The sequence below is a fragment of the Neisseria animalis genome (assembly GCF_900636515.1).
GTDB lineage: Bacteria > Pseudomonadota > Gammaproteobacteria > Burkholderiales > Neisseriaceae > Neisseria > Neisseria animalis.
Genome location: NZ_LR134287.1, coordinates 2,179,467 through 2,193,135, shown reverse-complemented (window position 1 = coordinate 2,193,135; position 13,669 = coordinate 2,179,467). Strand labels below are relative to the sequence as shown.

Annotated in this window: 16 protein-coding genes; 6 read left to right on the top strand and 10 right to left on the bottom strand. The window is 50.7% G+C overall.

The window, feature by feature from the left end; translation table 11 throughout:
- Nucleotides 1–3 precede the first annotated feature (3 nt).
- From atpG to EL111_RS10200, 3 genes are read left to right on the top strand one after another with little or no spacing between them, the layout of a single operon-like run.
- Nucleotides 4–879 carry a F0F1 ATP synthase subunit gamma gene (atpG, locus tag EL111_RS10210; protein WP_123796406.1) on the top strand — a complete coding sequence of 292 codons (876 nt, stop codon included), beginning with the start codon at nt 4–6 and terminating at the stop codon, nt 877–879.
- A 35-nt stretch (nt 880–914) separates the two neighbouring features.
- Nucleotides 915–2,312 (top strand): F0F1 ATP synthase subunit beta, encoded by a 1,398-nt coding sequence (gene atpD, locus EL111_RS10205; protein WP_123796405.1) that lies wholly within the window; start codon nt 915–917, stop codon nt 2,310–2,312.
- A 10-nt stretch (nt 2,313–2,322) separates the two neighbouring features.
- Complete coding sequence (locus EL111_RS10200; protein WP_123796404.1) at nt 2,323–2,748, top strand: F0F1 ATP synthase subunit epsilon; 426 nt, start codon at nt 2,323–2,325, stop codon at nt 2,746–2,748.
- A gap of 46 nt (nt 2,749–2,794) precedes the next feature.
- Here EL111_RS10200 and EL111_RS10195 read toward each other — a convergent pair.
- The 4 genes from EL111_RS10195 to EL111_RS10180 all read right to left on the bottom strand — a co-directional run bounded on the left by EL111_RS10195 (nt 2,795) and on the right by EL111_RS10180 (nt 5,879).
- A protein-coding gene (locus EL111_RS10195) for an IS630 family transposase (RefSeq protein WP_126325860.1) occupies nt 2,795–3,642 on the bottom strand; the annotation gives its coding sequence in 2 pieces (ribosomal slippage) (nt 2,795–3,327 and nt 3,327–3,642; 849 coding nt in all).
- Nucleotides 3,643–4,248: 606 nt separating this feature from the next.
- Nucleotides 4,249–4,749 carry a 4-hydroxyphenylacetate 3-monooxygenase, reductase component gene (gene hpaC, locus EL111_RS10190; RefSeq protein ID WP_197717758.1) on the bottom strand — a complete coding sequence of 167 codons (501 nt, stop codon included), beginning with the start codon at nt 4,747–4,749 and terminating at the stop codon, nt 4,249–4,251.
- Between the two features lie 12 nt (nt 4,750–4,761).
- Entirely contained in the window at nt 4,762–5,199 is a 438-nt protein-coding gene (gene hpaR / locus EL111_RS10185) for a homoprotocatechuate degradation operon regulator HpaR (RefSeq protein WP_123796238.1), read from the bottom strand.
- 476 nt (nt 5,200–5,675) lie between these two features.
- Complete coding sequence (locus tag EL111_RS10180; RefSeq protein WP_123796237.1) at nt 5,676–5,879, bottom strand: YMGG-like glycine zipper-containing protein; 204 nt, start codon at nt 5,877–5,879, stop codon at nt 5,676–5,678.
- 178 nt (nt 5,880–6,057) lie between these two features.
- On the opposite strand from EL111_RS10180, the gene EL111_RS10175 reads away from it, so the two are divergent.
- Nucleotides 6,058–6,507: a CopD family copper resistance protein gene (locus tag EL111_RS10175; RefSeq protein WP_123796242.1), complete on the top strand. Its 450-nt coding sequence runs from the start codon at nt 6,058–6,060 to the stop codon at nt 6,505–6,507.
- Between the two features lie 118 nt (nt 6,508–6,625).
- On the top strand, nt 6,626–7,612 hold the full coding sequence (locus EL111_RS10170; protein WP_123796236.1) for a TerC family protein: 987 nt from the start codon (nt 6,626–6,628) through the stop codon (nt 7,610–7,612).
- A gap of 80 nt (nt 7,613–7,692) precedes the next feature.
- On the opposite strand, the gene asd is transcribed toward EL111_RS10170, so the two are convergent.
- The 5 genes from asd to minC all read right to left on the bottom strand — a co-directional run bounded on the left by asd (nt 7,693) and on the right by minC (nt 11,858).
- Nucleotides 7,693–8,808: an aspartate-semialdehyde dehydrogenase gene (gene asd / locus EL111_RS10165; RefSeq protein WP_123796235.1), complete on the bottom strand. Its 1,116-nt coding sequence runs from the start codon at nt 8,806–8,808 to the stop codon at nt 7,693–7,695.
- Nucleotides 8,809–9,025: 217 nt separating this feature from the next.
- Entirely contained in the window at nt 9,026–9,949 is a 924-nt protein-coding gene (locus tag EL111_RS10160; protein WP_123796234.1) for a LysR substrate-binding domain-containing protein, read from the bottom strand.
- A gap of 3 nt (nt 9,950–9,952) precedes the next feature.
- Nucleotides 9,953–10,234 carry a cell division topological specificity factor MinE gene (gene minE, locus EL111_RS10155; protein ID WP_123796233.1) on the bottom strand — a complete coding sequence of 94 codons (282 nt, stop codon included), beginning with the start codon at nt 10,232–10,234 and terminating at the stop codon, nt 9,953–9,955.
- Nucleotides 10,235–10,237: 3 nt separating this feature from the next.
- Entirely contained in the window at nt 10,238–11,053 is an 816-nt protein-coding gene (gene minD, locus EL111_RS10150; RefSeq protein WP_123796232.1) for a septum site-determining protein MinD, read from the bottom strand.
- A 94-nt stretch (nt 11,054–11,147) separates the two neighbouring features.
- Nucleotides 11,148–11,858 (bottom strand): septum site-determining protein MinC, encoded by a 711-nt coding sequence (gene minC / locus EL111_RS10145; protein WP_123796231.1) that lies wholly within the window; start codon nt 11,856–11,858, stop codon nt 11,148–11,150.
- Nucleotides 11,859–11,939: 81 nt separating this feature from the next.
- Between minC and EL111_RS10140 the strand changes: the two genes are divergently transcribed.
- Nucleotides 11,940–12,785, top strand: coding sequence for a Rossmann-like and DUF2520 domain-containing protein (locus tag EL111_RS10140; RefSeq protein ID WP_123796230.1), 846 nt, complete (start codon nt 11,940–11,942; stop codon nt 12,783–12,785).
- Between the two features lie 342 nt (nt 12,786–13,127).
- Here EL111_RS10140 and EL111_RS10135 read toward each other — a convergent pair whose 3' ends face one another.
- Nucleotides 13,128–13,667, bottom strand: a complete 540-nt coding sequence (locus EL111_RS10135) for a Spy/CpxP family protein refolding chaperone (protein WP_123796229.1) — start codon at nt 13,665–13,667, stop codon at nt 13,128–13,130.
- Between the last annotated feature and the right edge of the window lie 2 nt (nt 13,668–13,669).

The following is a 13,669-nucleotide window of genomic DNA, read 5'->3' as shown; positions in this document are numbered from 1 at the left end:
GAAATGGCAGTAGGGAAAGAGATTCTCACCAAAATCCGTAGTGTTCAAAATACGCAAAAGATCACTAAAGCGATGCAGATGGTGTCGACCTCTAAAATGCGGAAGACTCAGGAGCGGATGCGTTTGGCGCGTCCATACGCCGAAAAAGTACGTTTGGTTATGAGCCATCTGGCACAAACACATACTGACCACGGTATCAAACTGCTCGAGCCGCACCGTGAGGTGCGTCGGGCAGGCTTTATCCTGATTACCTCGGATAAGGGTTTGTGTGGTGGCTTGAATGCCAACGTATTGAAGAAATTTTTGGCGCAAGTTCAAGAGTACCAGGAACAAGGCGTTCAAGTCGAAATAGTATGCCTGGGCAGCAAAGGTTTGGCTGCGTGCCAAAGCATTGGTCTGAATGTGGTTGCCAGCGTAACCAATTTGGGTGATACCCCGAAAATGGAAATGCTGGTCGGACCGCTGACCGAGATTTTCCAACGCTACGGAAAGCATGAACTAGATGTGATTCACTTGGTGTATTCGGGATTTGTCAATACCATGCGCCAAGAACCGCGTATGGAAGTGCTGCTGCCTATTGGTCAAAATGTAATTGACGAGGTAAACGGAGACTCCGATATGAATTGGGAGTACCGTTATGAGCCAAGTCCTGTCGCCGTATTGGAATATCTGGTTCGCCGCTATTTGGAATCTGTGGTTTATCAAGCATTAGCCGATAACATGGCATCAGAACAAGCCGCGCGTATGGTAGCGATGAAGGCCGCTACTGACAATGCCGGCAATGCCATCAAAGAGCTGCGTTTGGTATATAACAAATCGCGTCAAGCTGCGATTACCACAGAATTGTCAGAAATTGTTGCAGGTGCAGCGGCCGTTTAAGCCGTCTGAAACTGTACAGAAAATAGGATACGATAATGAGCCAAGGCAAAATCGTACAAGTTATTGGTGCAGTAGTGGATGTGGAGTTTCCACGCGATGCCATTCCTCACGTTTACGATGCCCTGAAATTGGACGACACCGGTCTGACTTTGGAAGTACAACAACTTCTGGGCGACGGTGTGGTACGTACCATTGCAATGGGTAGTTCAGACGGCCTGAAACGGGGTTTGTCTGTGAGCAATACCGGTTCTCCGATTGCCGTTCCTGTCGGTAAAGCGACTTTGGGTCGTATTATGGACGTATTGGGCAATCCGGTTGATGAAGCCGGTCCGGTTGCTACCGAAGAGAAACGTGCTATTCACCAAGCCGCACCGAAGTTTGATGAATTGTCATCAGCTACCGAGTTGTTGGAAACCGGTATTAAAGTAATCGACTTGCTGTGTCCGTTTGCAAAAGGCGGTAAAGTAGGTCTGTTCGGCGGTGCCGGTGTGGGCAAAACCGTAAACATGATGGAATTGATCAACAACATCGCCAAAGCACACAGCGGTCTGTCTGTGTTTGCCGGTGTAGGTGAACGTACCCGCGAAGGTAACGACTTCTACCACGAGATGAAAGATTCCAACGTGTTGGATAAAGTAGCCATGGTGTACGGTCAGATGAATGAGCCGCCGGGCAACCGCTTGCGCGTGGCTTTGACCGGCCTGACTATGGCCGAATACTTCCGTGACGAAAAAGACGAAAACGGCAAAGGTCGTGACGTATTGTTCTTCGTGGACAACATTTACCGCTACACACTGGCCGGTACCGAAGTATCAGCATTGTTGGGCCGTATGCCGTCTGCAGTAGGTTATCAGCCGACATTGGCAGAGGAAATGGGTCGCTTGCAAGAGCGTATTACCTCTACCCAAACCGGTTCGATTACCTCTATCCAAGCCGTATATGTACCGGCGGACGACTTAACCGACCCGTCTCCGGCAACCACTTTCGCTCACTTGGATGCAACCGTCGTATTGAGCCGTGATATTGCTTCTTTGGGTATTTACCCGGCAGTGGATCCGCTGGACTCTACTTCACGTCAGCTTGATCCTATGGTTTTGGGTCAAGAGCACTATGACGTTGCCCGCGGCGTACAGTCAACTCTGCAAAAATACAAAGAATTGCGCGACATCATCGCCATTCTGGGTATGGACGAGTTGTCTGATGAAGACAAACTGACTGTAATGCGTGCGCGTAAAATCCAACGCTTCCTGTCACAACCGTTCCACGTTGCCGAAGTATTTACCGGTTCTCCGGGCAAATATGTACCGCTGCGCGATACCATCGCCGGTTTTAAAGCCATCTTGAATGGTGAGTACGACCACCTGCCGGAGCAAGCGTTCTATATGGTGGGCGGTATCGAAGAAGCGGCCGAGAAAGCGAAAACCTTAAACTAAGGAGGTCGGCATGAGCGTCATGCAAGTTGAAGTGGTAAGTAGCGAGCAAAACATTTATTCAGGAGAAGCCAGTTTCGTAGTGGTTCCGACTGTACAAGGTGAGCTTGGTATTTATCCGCGACACGAGCCGATCATGAGTTTGGTACGTCCCGGTGCATTGCGTTTGACTGTGCCGGGCGAGACCGAAGAGCTGCTGGTTGCTGTTTCCGGCGGCTTGTTAGAGGTACAGCCTGATAAAATTACTGTATTGGCAGACGTAGCTGTCCGCAGTGAGGAAATGGATCAGGCGCGTGCAGAGGAAGTGAAAAAAGCCGCAGAGGCTCGTATTTCCAAAGCCGCAGATGATGAATCTCTGGCCAAAGCACATGCGGCTTTGGCTGCGGCCATCGCCCAGCTCAAAACCTTGGATTATCTTCGTTCGCAAAAAAACAAGTAAGTTTTACTGTCAAAAAAGCACGGTGTTATACCGTGCTTTTTTATAGTTAATTAAAATAAAAATAGGACATTAATGCAGCAGTAAAATTATCTGAACCGGGTAAAACCGAACGCATATATTTTTTAATATTTGCCCATGTTTTCTCTATCGGATTCAATTCGGGAGAATAAGGTGCAAGCGGTAGAATTTCATGTCCGTAACGATGTGCCATCTCTTGCAAAATACTTATTCTGTGAAATCTTGCATTATCTAAAATAATCAATGATTTTGGTGGCAAATCAGGTAACAGCATGGTTTCAAACCATGCTTCAAAAAAAGTACTGGTCATGGTGTTTTGATAAACCATGGGTGCAATCAGTTTTTGCCCGATTTGTGCAGCAACCAATGACAACCGTTGATATTTCTTCCCACTTATCTTAGTTTTAACCATTTGCCCTTTGGGGCTGCGGGCATAGGGGCGAAAGAAATAGGTATCGAATCCTGTTTCGTCCAAATAAACCGGTTGATAATCCGAAAATTGAGCTAATCGGGCTAAATAATGCGCTACTTTCGAAGGGTCTTGTTCTCTGTAAGTGGTGGTCTTTTTTTACGTGTGATACCCAGCTTTTTGAGTGCATAAAAAACAGCTTGGGCTGTGCAGTTAAACACTTGGGCGATTTCATGTAAATGGGCATCAGGATTCTGACCGACATATTGTTTGAGTTTTTCTGTATCCAGCTTGGCAGCATTTTGTCCTTTCACTTGATGTTTCAGGCTGCCTGTTTGCTTTTCCAGTTGTATCCAAAGATAGAGTGTATTTCTTGATATGCCGTAGGTCTTGGCTGTTTGGCTGGCGTTATTACACTGCTTGTAATGGTTCAATGCTTTTTCCCGCAAATCTATTGAATATGCCATTTTTTACTCAAAATAAATCAAAATTGTACTGTTTTATTTTTAAATTACTATATTTGTATGGTTGAATCATACGGGGCAGCAAAGCAGCAAATGGTACAGATATAGTTATCCGGAATAAAAATAATGCGGCATTGCTGTACCAATTTATATGGTCTGAGGTTTTGCCGTCCTGTCCCATTCATTCTGATTCGACGATGGTGCGGATTGGCAGACTTACTGCTTCCGCCGCTTGCTCAAACCCTTTTTGGGAGAAGGGCGGCAACGCTGTATCATGGTTGTTAAACAACGATAACCAAGAAATTTGCAGACGGCCATTTATCAGGTTTAGTGATACGGCAGGCTTCTGATGATGCAATGTCTGAACCCTAGGCATTTTGGTTGACTTAATAAGGTGTTGTAGTGCTTTATCGTATTGCTTGCTTGCACTGCGGTTGTGTTTTTCTTCCTCATTTTGCGTGATTTGATGATATGTTCAAACGGTGCTTGCCCGATGATGGCGTAAAGGCTGTTGCCGAAGCATAAATTGATGGGTGGCGATAATGGGGTACAGCACAAAGGCCGTCTGCATGGATTTGCAGACGGCCTTTGTCATGGGGTTCCAATATTTTATTCCAAATAGCGAAATGCTCTGCGGAAATACAGCAGTGCGGGCGGGTGCGTATCGTTGACTTTGATTTCGTTCATCTCGACAAAGAAAACGTAATGCGTACCGACTTCACGATAATCGGTAATACTGCCGTGCAAATGGGCTAATGCGCCTTCTACTTCCAGTTGGCCGTTTTGACCGCGATGCCAGATATGGTATTCAAAGCGTTCTTCCGGAGACAGATTGGTCATGCCGGCAAAATGTTCGGCAATGTCTTGCTGGCCGTCTGAAAGGGTATTGATACACAAATCGCGGTTGGCAGTCAGGATAGGGATAATGGCTGCTTCGCGGTTGATGCAGAGCATGACGGTTGGCGGTTCGTCGGTTACCGAGGTAACGGCGGTCATGGTAATGCCGTAACGGCCTGCTTCGCCATCAGTGGTAATGACGTGTACGCCGGCGGCGCACGAGGCCATCGCGTCGCGGAATGCGGGTTTGAGTGTGTGTGTCGGGGCAGTCATATTGTTTTATTTTTATTGGAGCGACTGTTCGATGGCGGCGAGCTGGGACAGCAGGGCTTTCAGTTCGTCCAGTTTTTCTTTGGAGAATACGGACTCGATGACATCGTAGCGTTCGTCCACTTTGCTGCCGATGGTTTCATAAAGTTTTTCTCCTTCTCCGGTCAGTTTGAGGTAAACGCGGCGTTGGTCGTTGGAAGGTTTCAGGCGGACGACTAATCCGGCTTTTTCCAAGCGGGTCAGGATACCGGTCAGGCTGGGGCGGAGAATGCAGGCTTGGGTCGCCAAGTCTTGGAAATCCAACGTGCCGTTTTCTGCAAGCAGACGGATAATGCGCCATTGTTGGTCGGTGATGTTGGCTTGGTTCAGAATGGGGCGGAATTGGGTCATCAACGCTTCGCGCGCCTGAATCAGGCTGATGTTGATGGAGGCATGTTTGGATTGGTGTGCCATGGTGATTCTCCAGTGTAAGGGCTGACAGTTGAAGCGTTGGCAAGAAGACTTTGAGTAAGATGCCGTCTGAAAAGGCATGAAAAGAAAAGCGGGCTGCCTGCGGTTATGTGCCGGTTTGTTTTAATGATAATGTTCCAGCTTTTCGTTTTGTAGTTATCTTATTCTATTTTTGGGAAAATCTCAACATAATCCGTACAATGGTTTTTTCAGCCGATAAGGGCGGTTGTTGGGGAAAAATGTTTTAAAATGAATTATTGTTTGAACCGGCAGTCTGTTTGATTTTGAATGTTTGCCAAGCGGTCGGTGGGGTGTTAAAAGGCCGTCTGCAAATGACCGGAATGAAATGGTCGGGTTGTTTTGCAGACGGCCTTTGCTGTTGCTGAAGGGCAGATGAAAGCAATACCGGCAGCCCTTATCCTCATGGTCGGGATTGGAGCTGCCGGTAAAGTTGTATCCGCAATGGTGCGGACAACGGTTTATTTGTTGACTTGGCTGCCGATAACGCCGCCGAGTGCCGCGCCACCCAAGGTTGAACCGGTATCACCGCCAATCAGGTTGCCGGCAACACCGCCGATGACTGCGCCGGTTGCAGCATTGCGTTGGGAGGTGCTCATGTTGGAACAGGCACTCAGGGAAGCTGCCAAGGCAATCAGGGCGAAAGTTTTGGTGATGGTTTTCATCTTGTTCTCCATGTTGAGTGGGTTAGGATTGTTTTCAGTATCGCATTAAACAATGTTTAATAATCTATGCAAAGGGTAAAGAGAGTTTAAAATAGGGCTGTGGTACACTTAATGCTCTTCGGCGGGGTGGTGCAACGTGTGGTTGCGCCGGCGGCCGGTACGGATATGGAAATTAATGATGAATATTTATGCGGTGGCGCATATCGTACATCTTTTTTGTGCGATTGCTTTTGTGGGCGGTGTGTTTTTTGAGGTATTGGTATTGTCGGTGCTGCACTCCAAACGGGTGTCGCGGGAGGCGAGGCGCGAGGTGGAAAAAGCCATGTCTTACCGTGCCGTGCGGGTAATGCCGCCGGTGGTACTTGCTTTGTTTGCTTCGGGTTTGGTAATGGTGTGGGCGCGTTATGTACCTGTGCTGCACCAGCCGTTTGAATCGCCGTTCGGCATAATGCTGCTGTGGAAGATATTGCTGGCGTTCAGCGTGTTGGCGCATTTTGCCGTGGCGGTAACGAAGATGACTCGCGGTACGATGACGGCGGGCTGGTCGAAATACATTCATGCGGCGGTGCTGGTGCATATGGTGCTGATTGTGTTTTTCGCCAAGGCGATGTTTTATTTGGTATGGTAACGGCGTTTTACCGTTTTTATCTGATTGAAAACCCGATATTTTCAGACGGCCTTATTGCGCCGTGTTAGAATGCCGTCTGCAAATATCAATATCGCCAATCTAAAAGAGGAAATTTTTGATGGTCGAACATCCTTCAGTCGGCACGCCGCTGTTTTACGGCGTGTTTTTTATCGCGGTTTTAATCATGATAGCAATCGATATGCTGTCGCTGAAGAAAACCGGCGCGCACAAGGTCAGCGTGAAAGAAGCGTTGGCGTGGACGTGCGTGTGGATTGCCGTGTCCTGCGGTTTCGCCGCATGGCTGTATTTCGAGCTGGCGGGGAATCCGGCTTACGGTGCCGTTGTCGCCAAAGAGAAAGTGTTGGAATTTTTCACCGGCTATGTGTTGGAAAAATCATTGGCGGTGGACAATATTTTCGTGTTCCTGATGATTTTCAGCTACTTCAAAGTACCGCCGCAATACCAACACCGCGTGTTGCTCTATGGTGTACTCGGCGCGATTGTGCTGCGTGCGGTGATGATTTTTATCGGTGCAGCATTGGTGCAGCAGTTTGAGTGGATTCTCTACCTTTTCGGCGCTTTCCTGCTCTACACCGGTATCCATATGATTAAATCCGGCGGCGATGATGAAGACGAAAACCTGAACGACAATAAATTATTAAACTGGTTGAAAAAACATATCCATGTCAGCAAAGAGTTGGACGGCGAAAAATTCTTCACCGTCGAAAACGGCAAGCGTATGGCTACACCGCTCTTTCTGGTGCTGGTAATGGTCGAACTGAGCGATGTGATTTTCGCTGTGGACAGTATCCCCGCCGTCTTCGCTGTAACCACCGACCCGTTTATCGTGATGACTTCCAACATTTTTGCCATTTTGGGCTTGCGTGCCATGTATTTCCTGCTGGCAGACGTTGCCGACCGCTTTGTTTTCCTGAAATACGGCCTGTCGTTCGTGTTGAGCTTTATCGGCGTGAAAATGCTGATTATGCATTGGGTGCATATCCCGATTGCCATTTCATTGTCCGTCGTATTCGGCGCATTGGGCGCGTCGGTGCTGACCTCGGTGATTTACAGTCGCAAGCTGGATAAAGAGAAGGGTAAATAATTTACCTGTCCGAATAGGGCAAAATAAGCAAAAAGGCCGTCTGCAAAAATGCAGACGGCCTTTTTATGTGTTTGCTGTTGTTACAAGCTGCCCAAGATGATACGCAATACACGGCGCAACGGTTCGGCAGCACCCCACAAGAGTTGGTCGCCAACGGTAAATGCGCTGATGTATTCGCCACCCATGCCCAGTTTGCGGATGCGGCCGACGGGTACGGTCAGCGTGCCGGTAACGGCGGCGGGGGTGAGGTCGGCCATACTGGCTTCTTTTTGGTTCGGCACAACTTTTACCCAGTCGTTTGCGCCTGCCAAAATGGCTTCGATTTCTTCTACCGGCAAATCTTTTTTCAGCTTCAGCGTGATGGCTTGGCTGTGGCATCGCATGGCACCGACGCGTACGCATAAGCCGTCGATAACGGTCGGATTATCACTGCGGCCGAGGATTTTGTTGGTTTCTACGCCGCCTTTCCACTCTTCTTTGGATTGGCCGTTGCCCAAGTCCACGTCAATCCACGGAATCAAGCTGCCTGCCAGCGGTACGCCGAAATTGGCTTTCGGGTAGTCTTCGCTGCGTAGGAAGTCGGAGACTTTACGGTCGATGTCGAGAATCGCACTGGCAGGGTCGGCAAGCTCGTCGGCTACTTGTGCGTGAATCGCGCCCATGCCGTTAATCAGCTCGCGCATGTTTTTCGCACCCGCACCGGATGCGGCTTGGTAGGTCATGCTGGTTGCCCATTCGACCAAGTCGTTTTGGAATAAACCGCCTAAGGCCATCAGCATTAAGGATACGGTGCAGTTGCCGCCGATGTAGTTTTTCACGCCGTTTTTCAGGCCGGCATCAATGACGTTGCGGTTTACCGGATCTAAAACGATGAGGGCATCGTCTGCCATACGCAGGGAAGATGCCGCATCAATCCAATAGCCGTTCCAGCCGGAATCGCGCAGCGGTTGGAACACGGATTTGGTATAGTCGCCACCTTGACAGGTAACAATAATGTCCATTTTGCCGAGTTCGGCAATGTCGTTGGCATCCAGCAGGGTTTTTGCGGCTTGTCCGAAATCGGGCGCAGTACCGCCGACATTAGAGGTGGTGAAGAAAACCGCTTCGGGAATGTGGGAGAAATCGTTTTCTTCCTGCATACGCTGCATCAATACTGAGCCGACCATGCCGCGCCAGCCAACAAAACCTACTTTCATTCTGTGCTCCTAGTGAAGATTGTGTATTCTGAAATGGGGTAGCAAGTGTTTTAACGCCGTCTGTAAAAAAAGTAAAGGCTTTTGCGTATTTTTTTTGGTTTTTATTCAAAATATTCATGTTGCGGCTGCTGTCGCCGTGCGGAATGGGGGAGGAGATGGAGAAAAGGCCGTCTGCAAAATCTTATTTGCAGACGGCCTTGCTGATACGTTGAACCGTTTAGTCGTTGTCCACAAAGCTCACGCCGTTGAGCTGGGAGTGCTGAATAGCGGAGCGTAGGGCGGTGAGGGCTTTCGGACGGACGAAGTTGCGGCGGTATGCCAACACAACACGCCGTTGGGGAACGGGTGCTTCAAACGGTATGATGCTGAACAGCATATGGTCGTTTTCGGTCAGCGCGGTGGCGGGCATCACGCTGATGGCCAAGCCGCTGGCAACCATGTGGCGTATGGTGTTGATGGAGCTGCCTTGCAGAGTGTTGGTCAGACCGTGGATTTTCTGCTTGGCGGCCAGCTCGGAGCAACTGGATAACACTTGGTCGCGCATACAGTTGCCTTCGGTCAGCAGCAATACCTGCTCTTCCGAGAGCATTTGGGCAGTAACGGAGTCCAGTTCTTCAAAGTGGTGGCCTTTGGGTACAATCACGAAGAAGGGTTCGTCGTATAAAGGCTCGGTTACGATACCCGGTTCTTGGAAGGGTTCGGCTACGACAATGGCGTCCAAATCGCCGCGTTTGAGCGATTCGGTGAGAATGTGGGTGTAATTCTCTTCGAGCATTAACGGCATTTTTGGTGCGGTTTCGCGCAACGATACAATCAGCTTGGGAAGAAGATAAGGGGCAACGGTGAAAATCAGGCCGAGTTTGAACGGGCCTTCCAACTCGTTTTGCTCCTCGTTGGCCAGATGTTTGATTAAGTCGGCTTCTTCCAGTACGCGGCGGGCTTGGGCAACAATGCGCTCGCCCGCGTCTGTGGTAATGATGTCGTTGCTGCTGCGGTCAAACAGCGAGACCTGCAATTCCTCTTCCAACTTTTTGATGGCGATGGAAAGGGTGGGCTGGCTCACGAAGCAGCGGCGCGCGGCGCGTCCGAAATGACGTTCCTGCGCCACGGCAACAATATAGCGCAATTCGGTCAGCGTCATGGCTTAGGCCTTTTTCTCTTCCGGTTTTTGTTCCGGCAGGGTAATGTTCAGTTCGAGTACGTCCATGCCGTCCTGTTTTTCTTGGGAAATGCGAATGTCTTCCAGCGATACTTTGACATATTTGGAGAGGACTTCCAGCAGTTCTTTACGCAGGGTCGGCAGGTAATCGGGTGCGCCGTTGCCGTTTTCGTTGGCACGCTCTTGTGTAATGATGATTTGCAGGCGGTCGCGGGCGACATCGGCGGTTTTGGGTTTGCGTCCGAACAGAATATCTAACAATGACATGGCTTAACCTCCGAACAAACGCTTGAAGAAGCCTTTTTTCTCGGCCTCAAGGAAACGCATTTCGCGGTTTTCGCCCAGCAATCGGGCAATCACGTCTTTATAGGCTTCGGCTGCCGCAGCGTCTTGCTGGTGGATAACCGGTTCGCCGGCATTGGAGGCTTGCAGGACGTTTTGAGATTCGGGAATGACACCCAGCAGCGGGATACGCAGAATGTCGCAGATGTCTTGTACCGACAGCATTTCGCCTTTGGCAACACGTTCGGGTGAATAGCGGGTAATCAGCAGGTGTTCTTTTACGCTGTCTCCTTGTTCTGCTTTACGCGATTTGCTTTGCAGAATGCCCAAAATGCGGTCGGAGTCGCGAACGCTGGAAACTTCTGGATTGGTGGTAACGATGGCTTCGTCGGCAAAGTACAGCGCCATCAGCGCGCCCTGTTCGATACCGGCCGGCGAGTCGCAGACGATGTATTCGAAGTTGTGCTTTTTGCCGGACAGTTCCTTCATCACTTTTTCTACGCCTTCGCGGGTCAGAGCGTCTTTGTCGCGGGTTTGCGAAGCAGGCAGGATAAAGAGGTTTTCGCAGTTTTTGTCTTTAATCAGGGCTTGGTTGAGCGTGGCTTCGCCCTGAATGACGTTGATTAAATCGTAAACGACGCGGCGTTCGCAGCCCATAATCAGGTCGAGGTTGCGCAGGCCTACGTCGAAGTCGATAACGGCGGTTTTGTGGCCGCGCAGAGCCAAGCCGGTTGCGATACTGGCGCTGGTAGTGGTTTTGCCCACGCCGCCTTTGCCTGAAGTTACTACAATGATTTTTGCCACAATGTTTCCTTTTCAGATACGGATATTGGAGGATAAGGTATGGTTGGAATAAGGGTTGCCGTGCGGAACGGTGCTGCCGGACGGCGGACAGGCTTTATTCGTCGCCGATGGCGCTGATGACCAGCCTGTTGTCCTGTAATGAAACCTGTACCGGTTTTTTATGCAGGTGGCCGGGCAGGTCGTCTTCAAAATTGCGGTAGATGCCGGCAACGGATACCAATTCCGCCTGCATGGAATGGATAAAAATCCGCGCATTGGTATCGCCTTTCGCACCGGCCAGCGCACGTCCGCGCATGGGGGCGTAAATATGGATATTGCCGTCTGCAATCAGCTCAGCTCCTTGGCTGACAATGCCGGTAACAATCAAATCACCGTTTTCGGCATAAACCTGCTGCCCGGTACGCACGGGCGTACTGATCAGTACGGTAGGATTGCTGATTACGGTTGCCGATACGGGCTGGGGTTCTTGTACGGGTTTCGGCAGGGCGGCGGCTTCGGCAGGTTTGTCGCCGCTGCTGAACACCAAATGACAGCGTGAGGCCGCTTCCGCCCATGTTTCGCTGCTGTGGCGCAAGCCGAGGATTTGAATGCCGTAACGGGCGCATAATGAGACAACGGCCGGTATGTCCAAATCATCGGGTTGGGCAAAATCTTCCACGTCCAGCACAAACGGCATGATTTCCAAATCGCGATACTGCTCGGTACGCTGCCGCAAGGTTTCTTCCAATTCGGTTAAATCGGCGGTGTGCAGGCAGATGGCGAGCGTTTCAAGACGGGAAGATTTTACGTCGAAAGCGGATTTCATGGTGCGGAAATAATAAAAATTTTTAATGGTATAAGTTTACCGTGTTAATCTACGCTATTCAATCCGTTTGGGCCGTCTGAAATGAAAAAAATATTGCATATTGTCGGAGCGGGCAGGGTCGGGCAGACTCTTGCCGCGCTGCTTGGCGCACATTCCGATTGGCAGCTTTCCCATATTGTCAGCCGCTCCTTACCATCAGGGGCTTTCGGTGCGGCGGTGGTTCGTGATTTTACCGCATTACCGCGGGCCGATGTCGTGATTATTGCGACGCCGGACAATGCGATTGAGGCCGCTGCCGAAAGTTTGGCGCGGTCGGGGGCATTGTCTGCAGGCACGCTGGTGTTGCATATGAGTGGTGCGAAAACGGCAGCCGCGCTTGCCGCAGCCGCTTTGTATGGTGCACAGACGGGCAGTCTGCATCCCGTATTTGCTTTTGCCGATGTTGCTTATGCAGTGGACAATCTGCGCGGCAATATTTGCGCCTTGGAAGCAGAATCGGCGCAGGCGTTGGCGGTTTTGCAACAGTTGGCAGACGCGCTGGAGCTGCGGGCGGTGGTGTTGCCGTCCGAACATAAGGCGCGCTATCACGCCGCATTGTCGGCGGCTTCAAATTTCAGTGTTGCGTTGGCGGCGTATGCACAGAATCTGCTTGCGCCGCTGGATTTTCCGGAATCGATGTCCCGCGAGCTGGTGTGCGGGCTGATGAGGCAGACGGTTGCCAATTTGGAACACCTTACGCCGTTGCAGGCATTGACCGGCCCGATTGTGCGCGGCGACGATTGTACGGTGGCCGCACATCTGGCGGCGATGAATCAGGAAGAGCAGGCGCGTTATCGGGCTTGGGCGCAGGCAACTCTGGATTTGGCACGGGAACGGCTGGATAGTGAATCGGCGGTAAAAATGCAGACGGCCTTAAGCGGCGATTAGCGGCGCGGGCAAACGCTATGCGGGCTTTCGGTATTTGAAATGCGTTGTTTGATAGGGCCGTATCAGGCAAGTAGGGCAGTTGCCGCGTTCGGCTCAAAATACAGACGGCTGAAGCGGCAAGTTTGTACGGTTTGTGTTGTACGGCGGTAATCTGTCTAAGCTGTCCGACAGATATTCGGGTAAGACGCGCAAGCGTAAGAAGCGGCGTGTCGGCGCAGTCAGTGAACGGTTGATCTGCTTGCGGCCGGTATGCTGCAAACAGCGCAAAGGCCGTCTGCAAAATCCTTGCACAATCCCTGACGGGTTTGCAGTCGGTTTTGCAGACGGCCTTTCGCTTGGCATTTACTGCTGTGGGGCAGTTTTGCGGGAGTGGTTTTCGTTTTGGTGCGGTTTTTTGCCGCGTTTTTCCATACGTTTGTTTTGATTGTCCAGCCATTGCTTCTGCTGGCTCGGAGTCAGCACTTGGAAAACGGCGTGTCGGGTTTTCAGGCGTTGGACTTCTTTATCGGTGTGGTGTTGGTTGTGTTCGGCAATCATGCGGCGGGCGGCAGTTTCATCGAACGTTTTGGCGCTGATGAGCTGTTGCTCTGCGGCGCGGTATTCCTGCATTTTTTTACGAAACTCGGCGCGGAATGCTTCGTTTGATGTGCGGTCGCGTTTTGTGTCCGCACGGTGGGTTTCGATGATTTTTTGGATGTCGGCTTTTTGTTTGCTGTTCAGGTTTAAGGCTTGCAGGTCGCGCGGTAATTCGCCTTTTTTGTGCATGGCGCGTTCTGCTTTGTCGCTGCGGGCGTTGTGGTGTGCCATGTTTTCGGCGGCGGCGGCGATACCGGCCAGACCAATCAGCGAAGCTGCGGCAATGGCGAAGTATTTTTTCATCATGG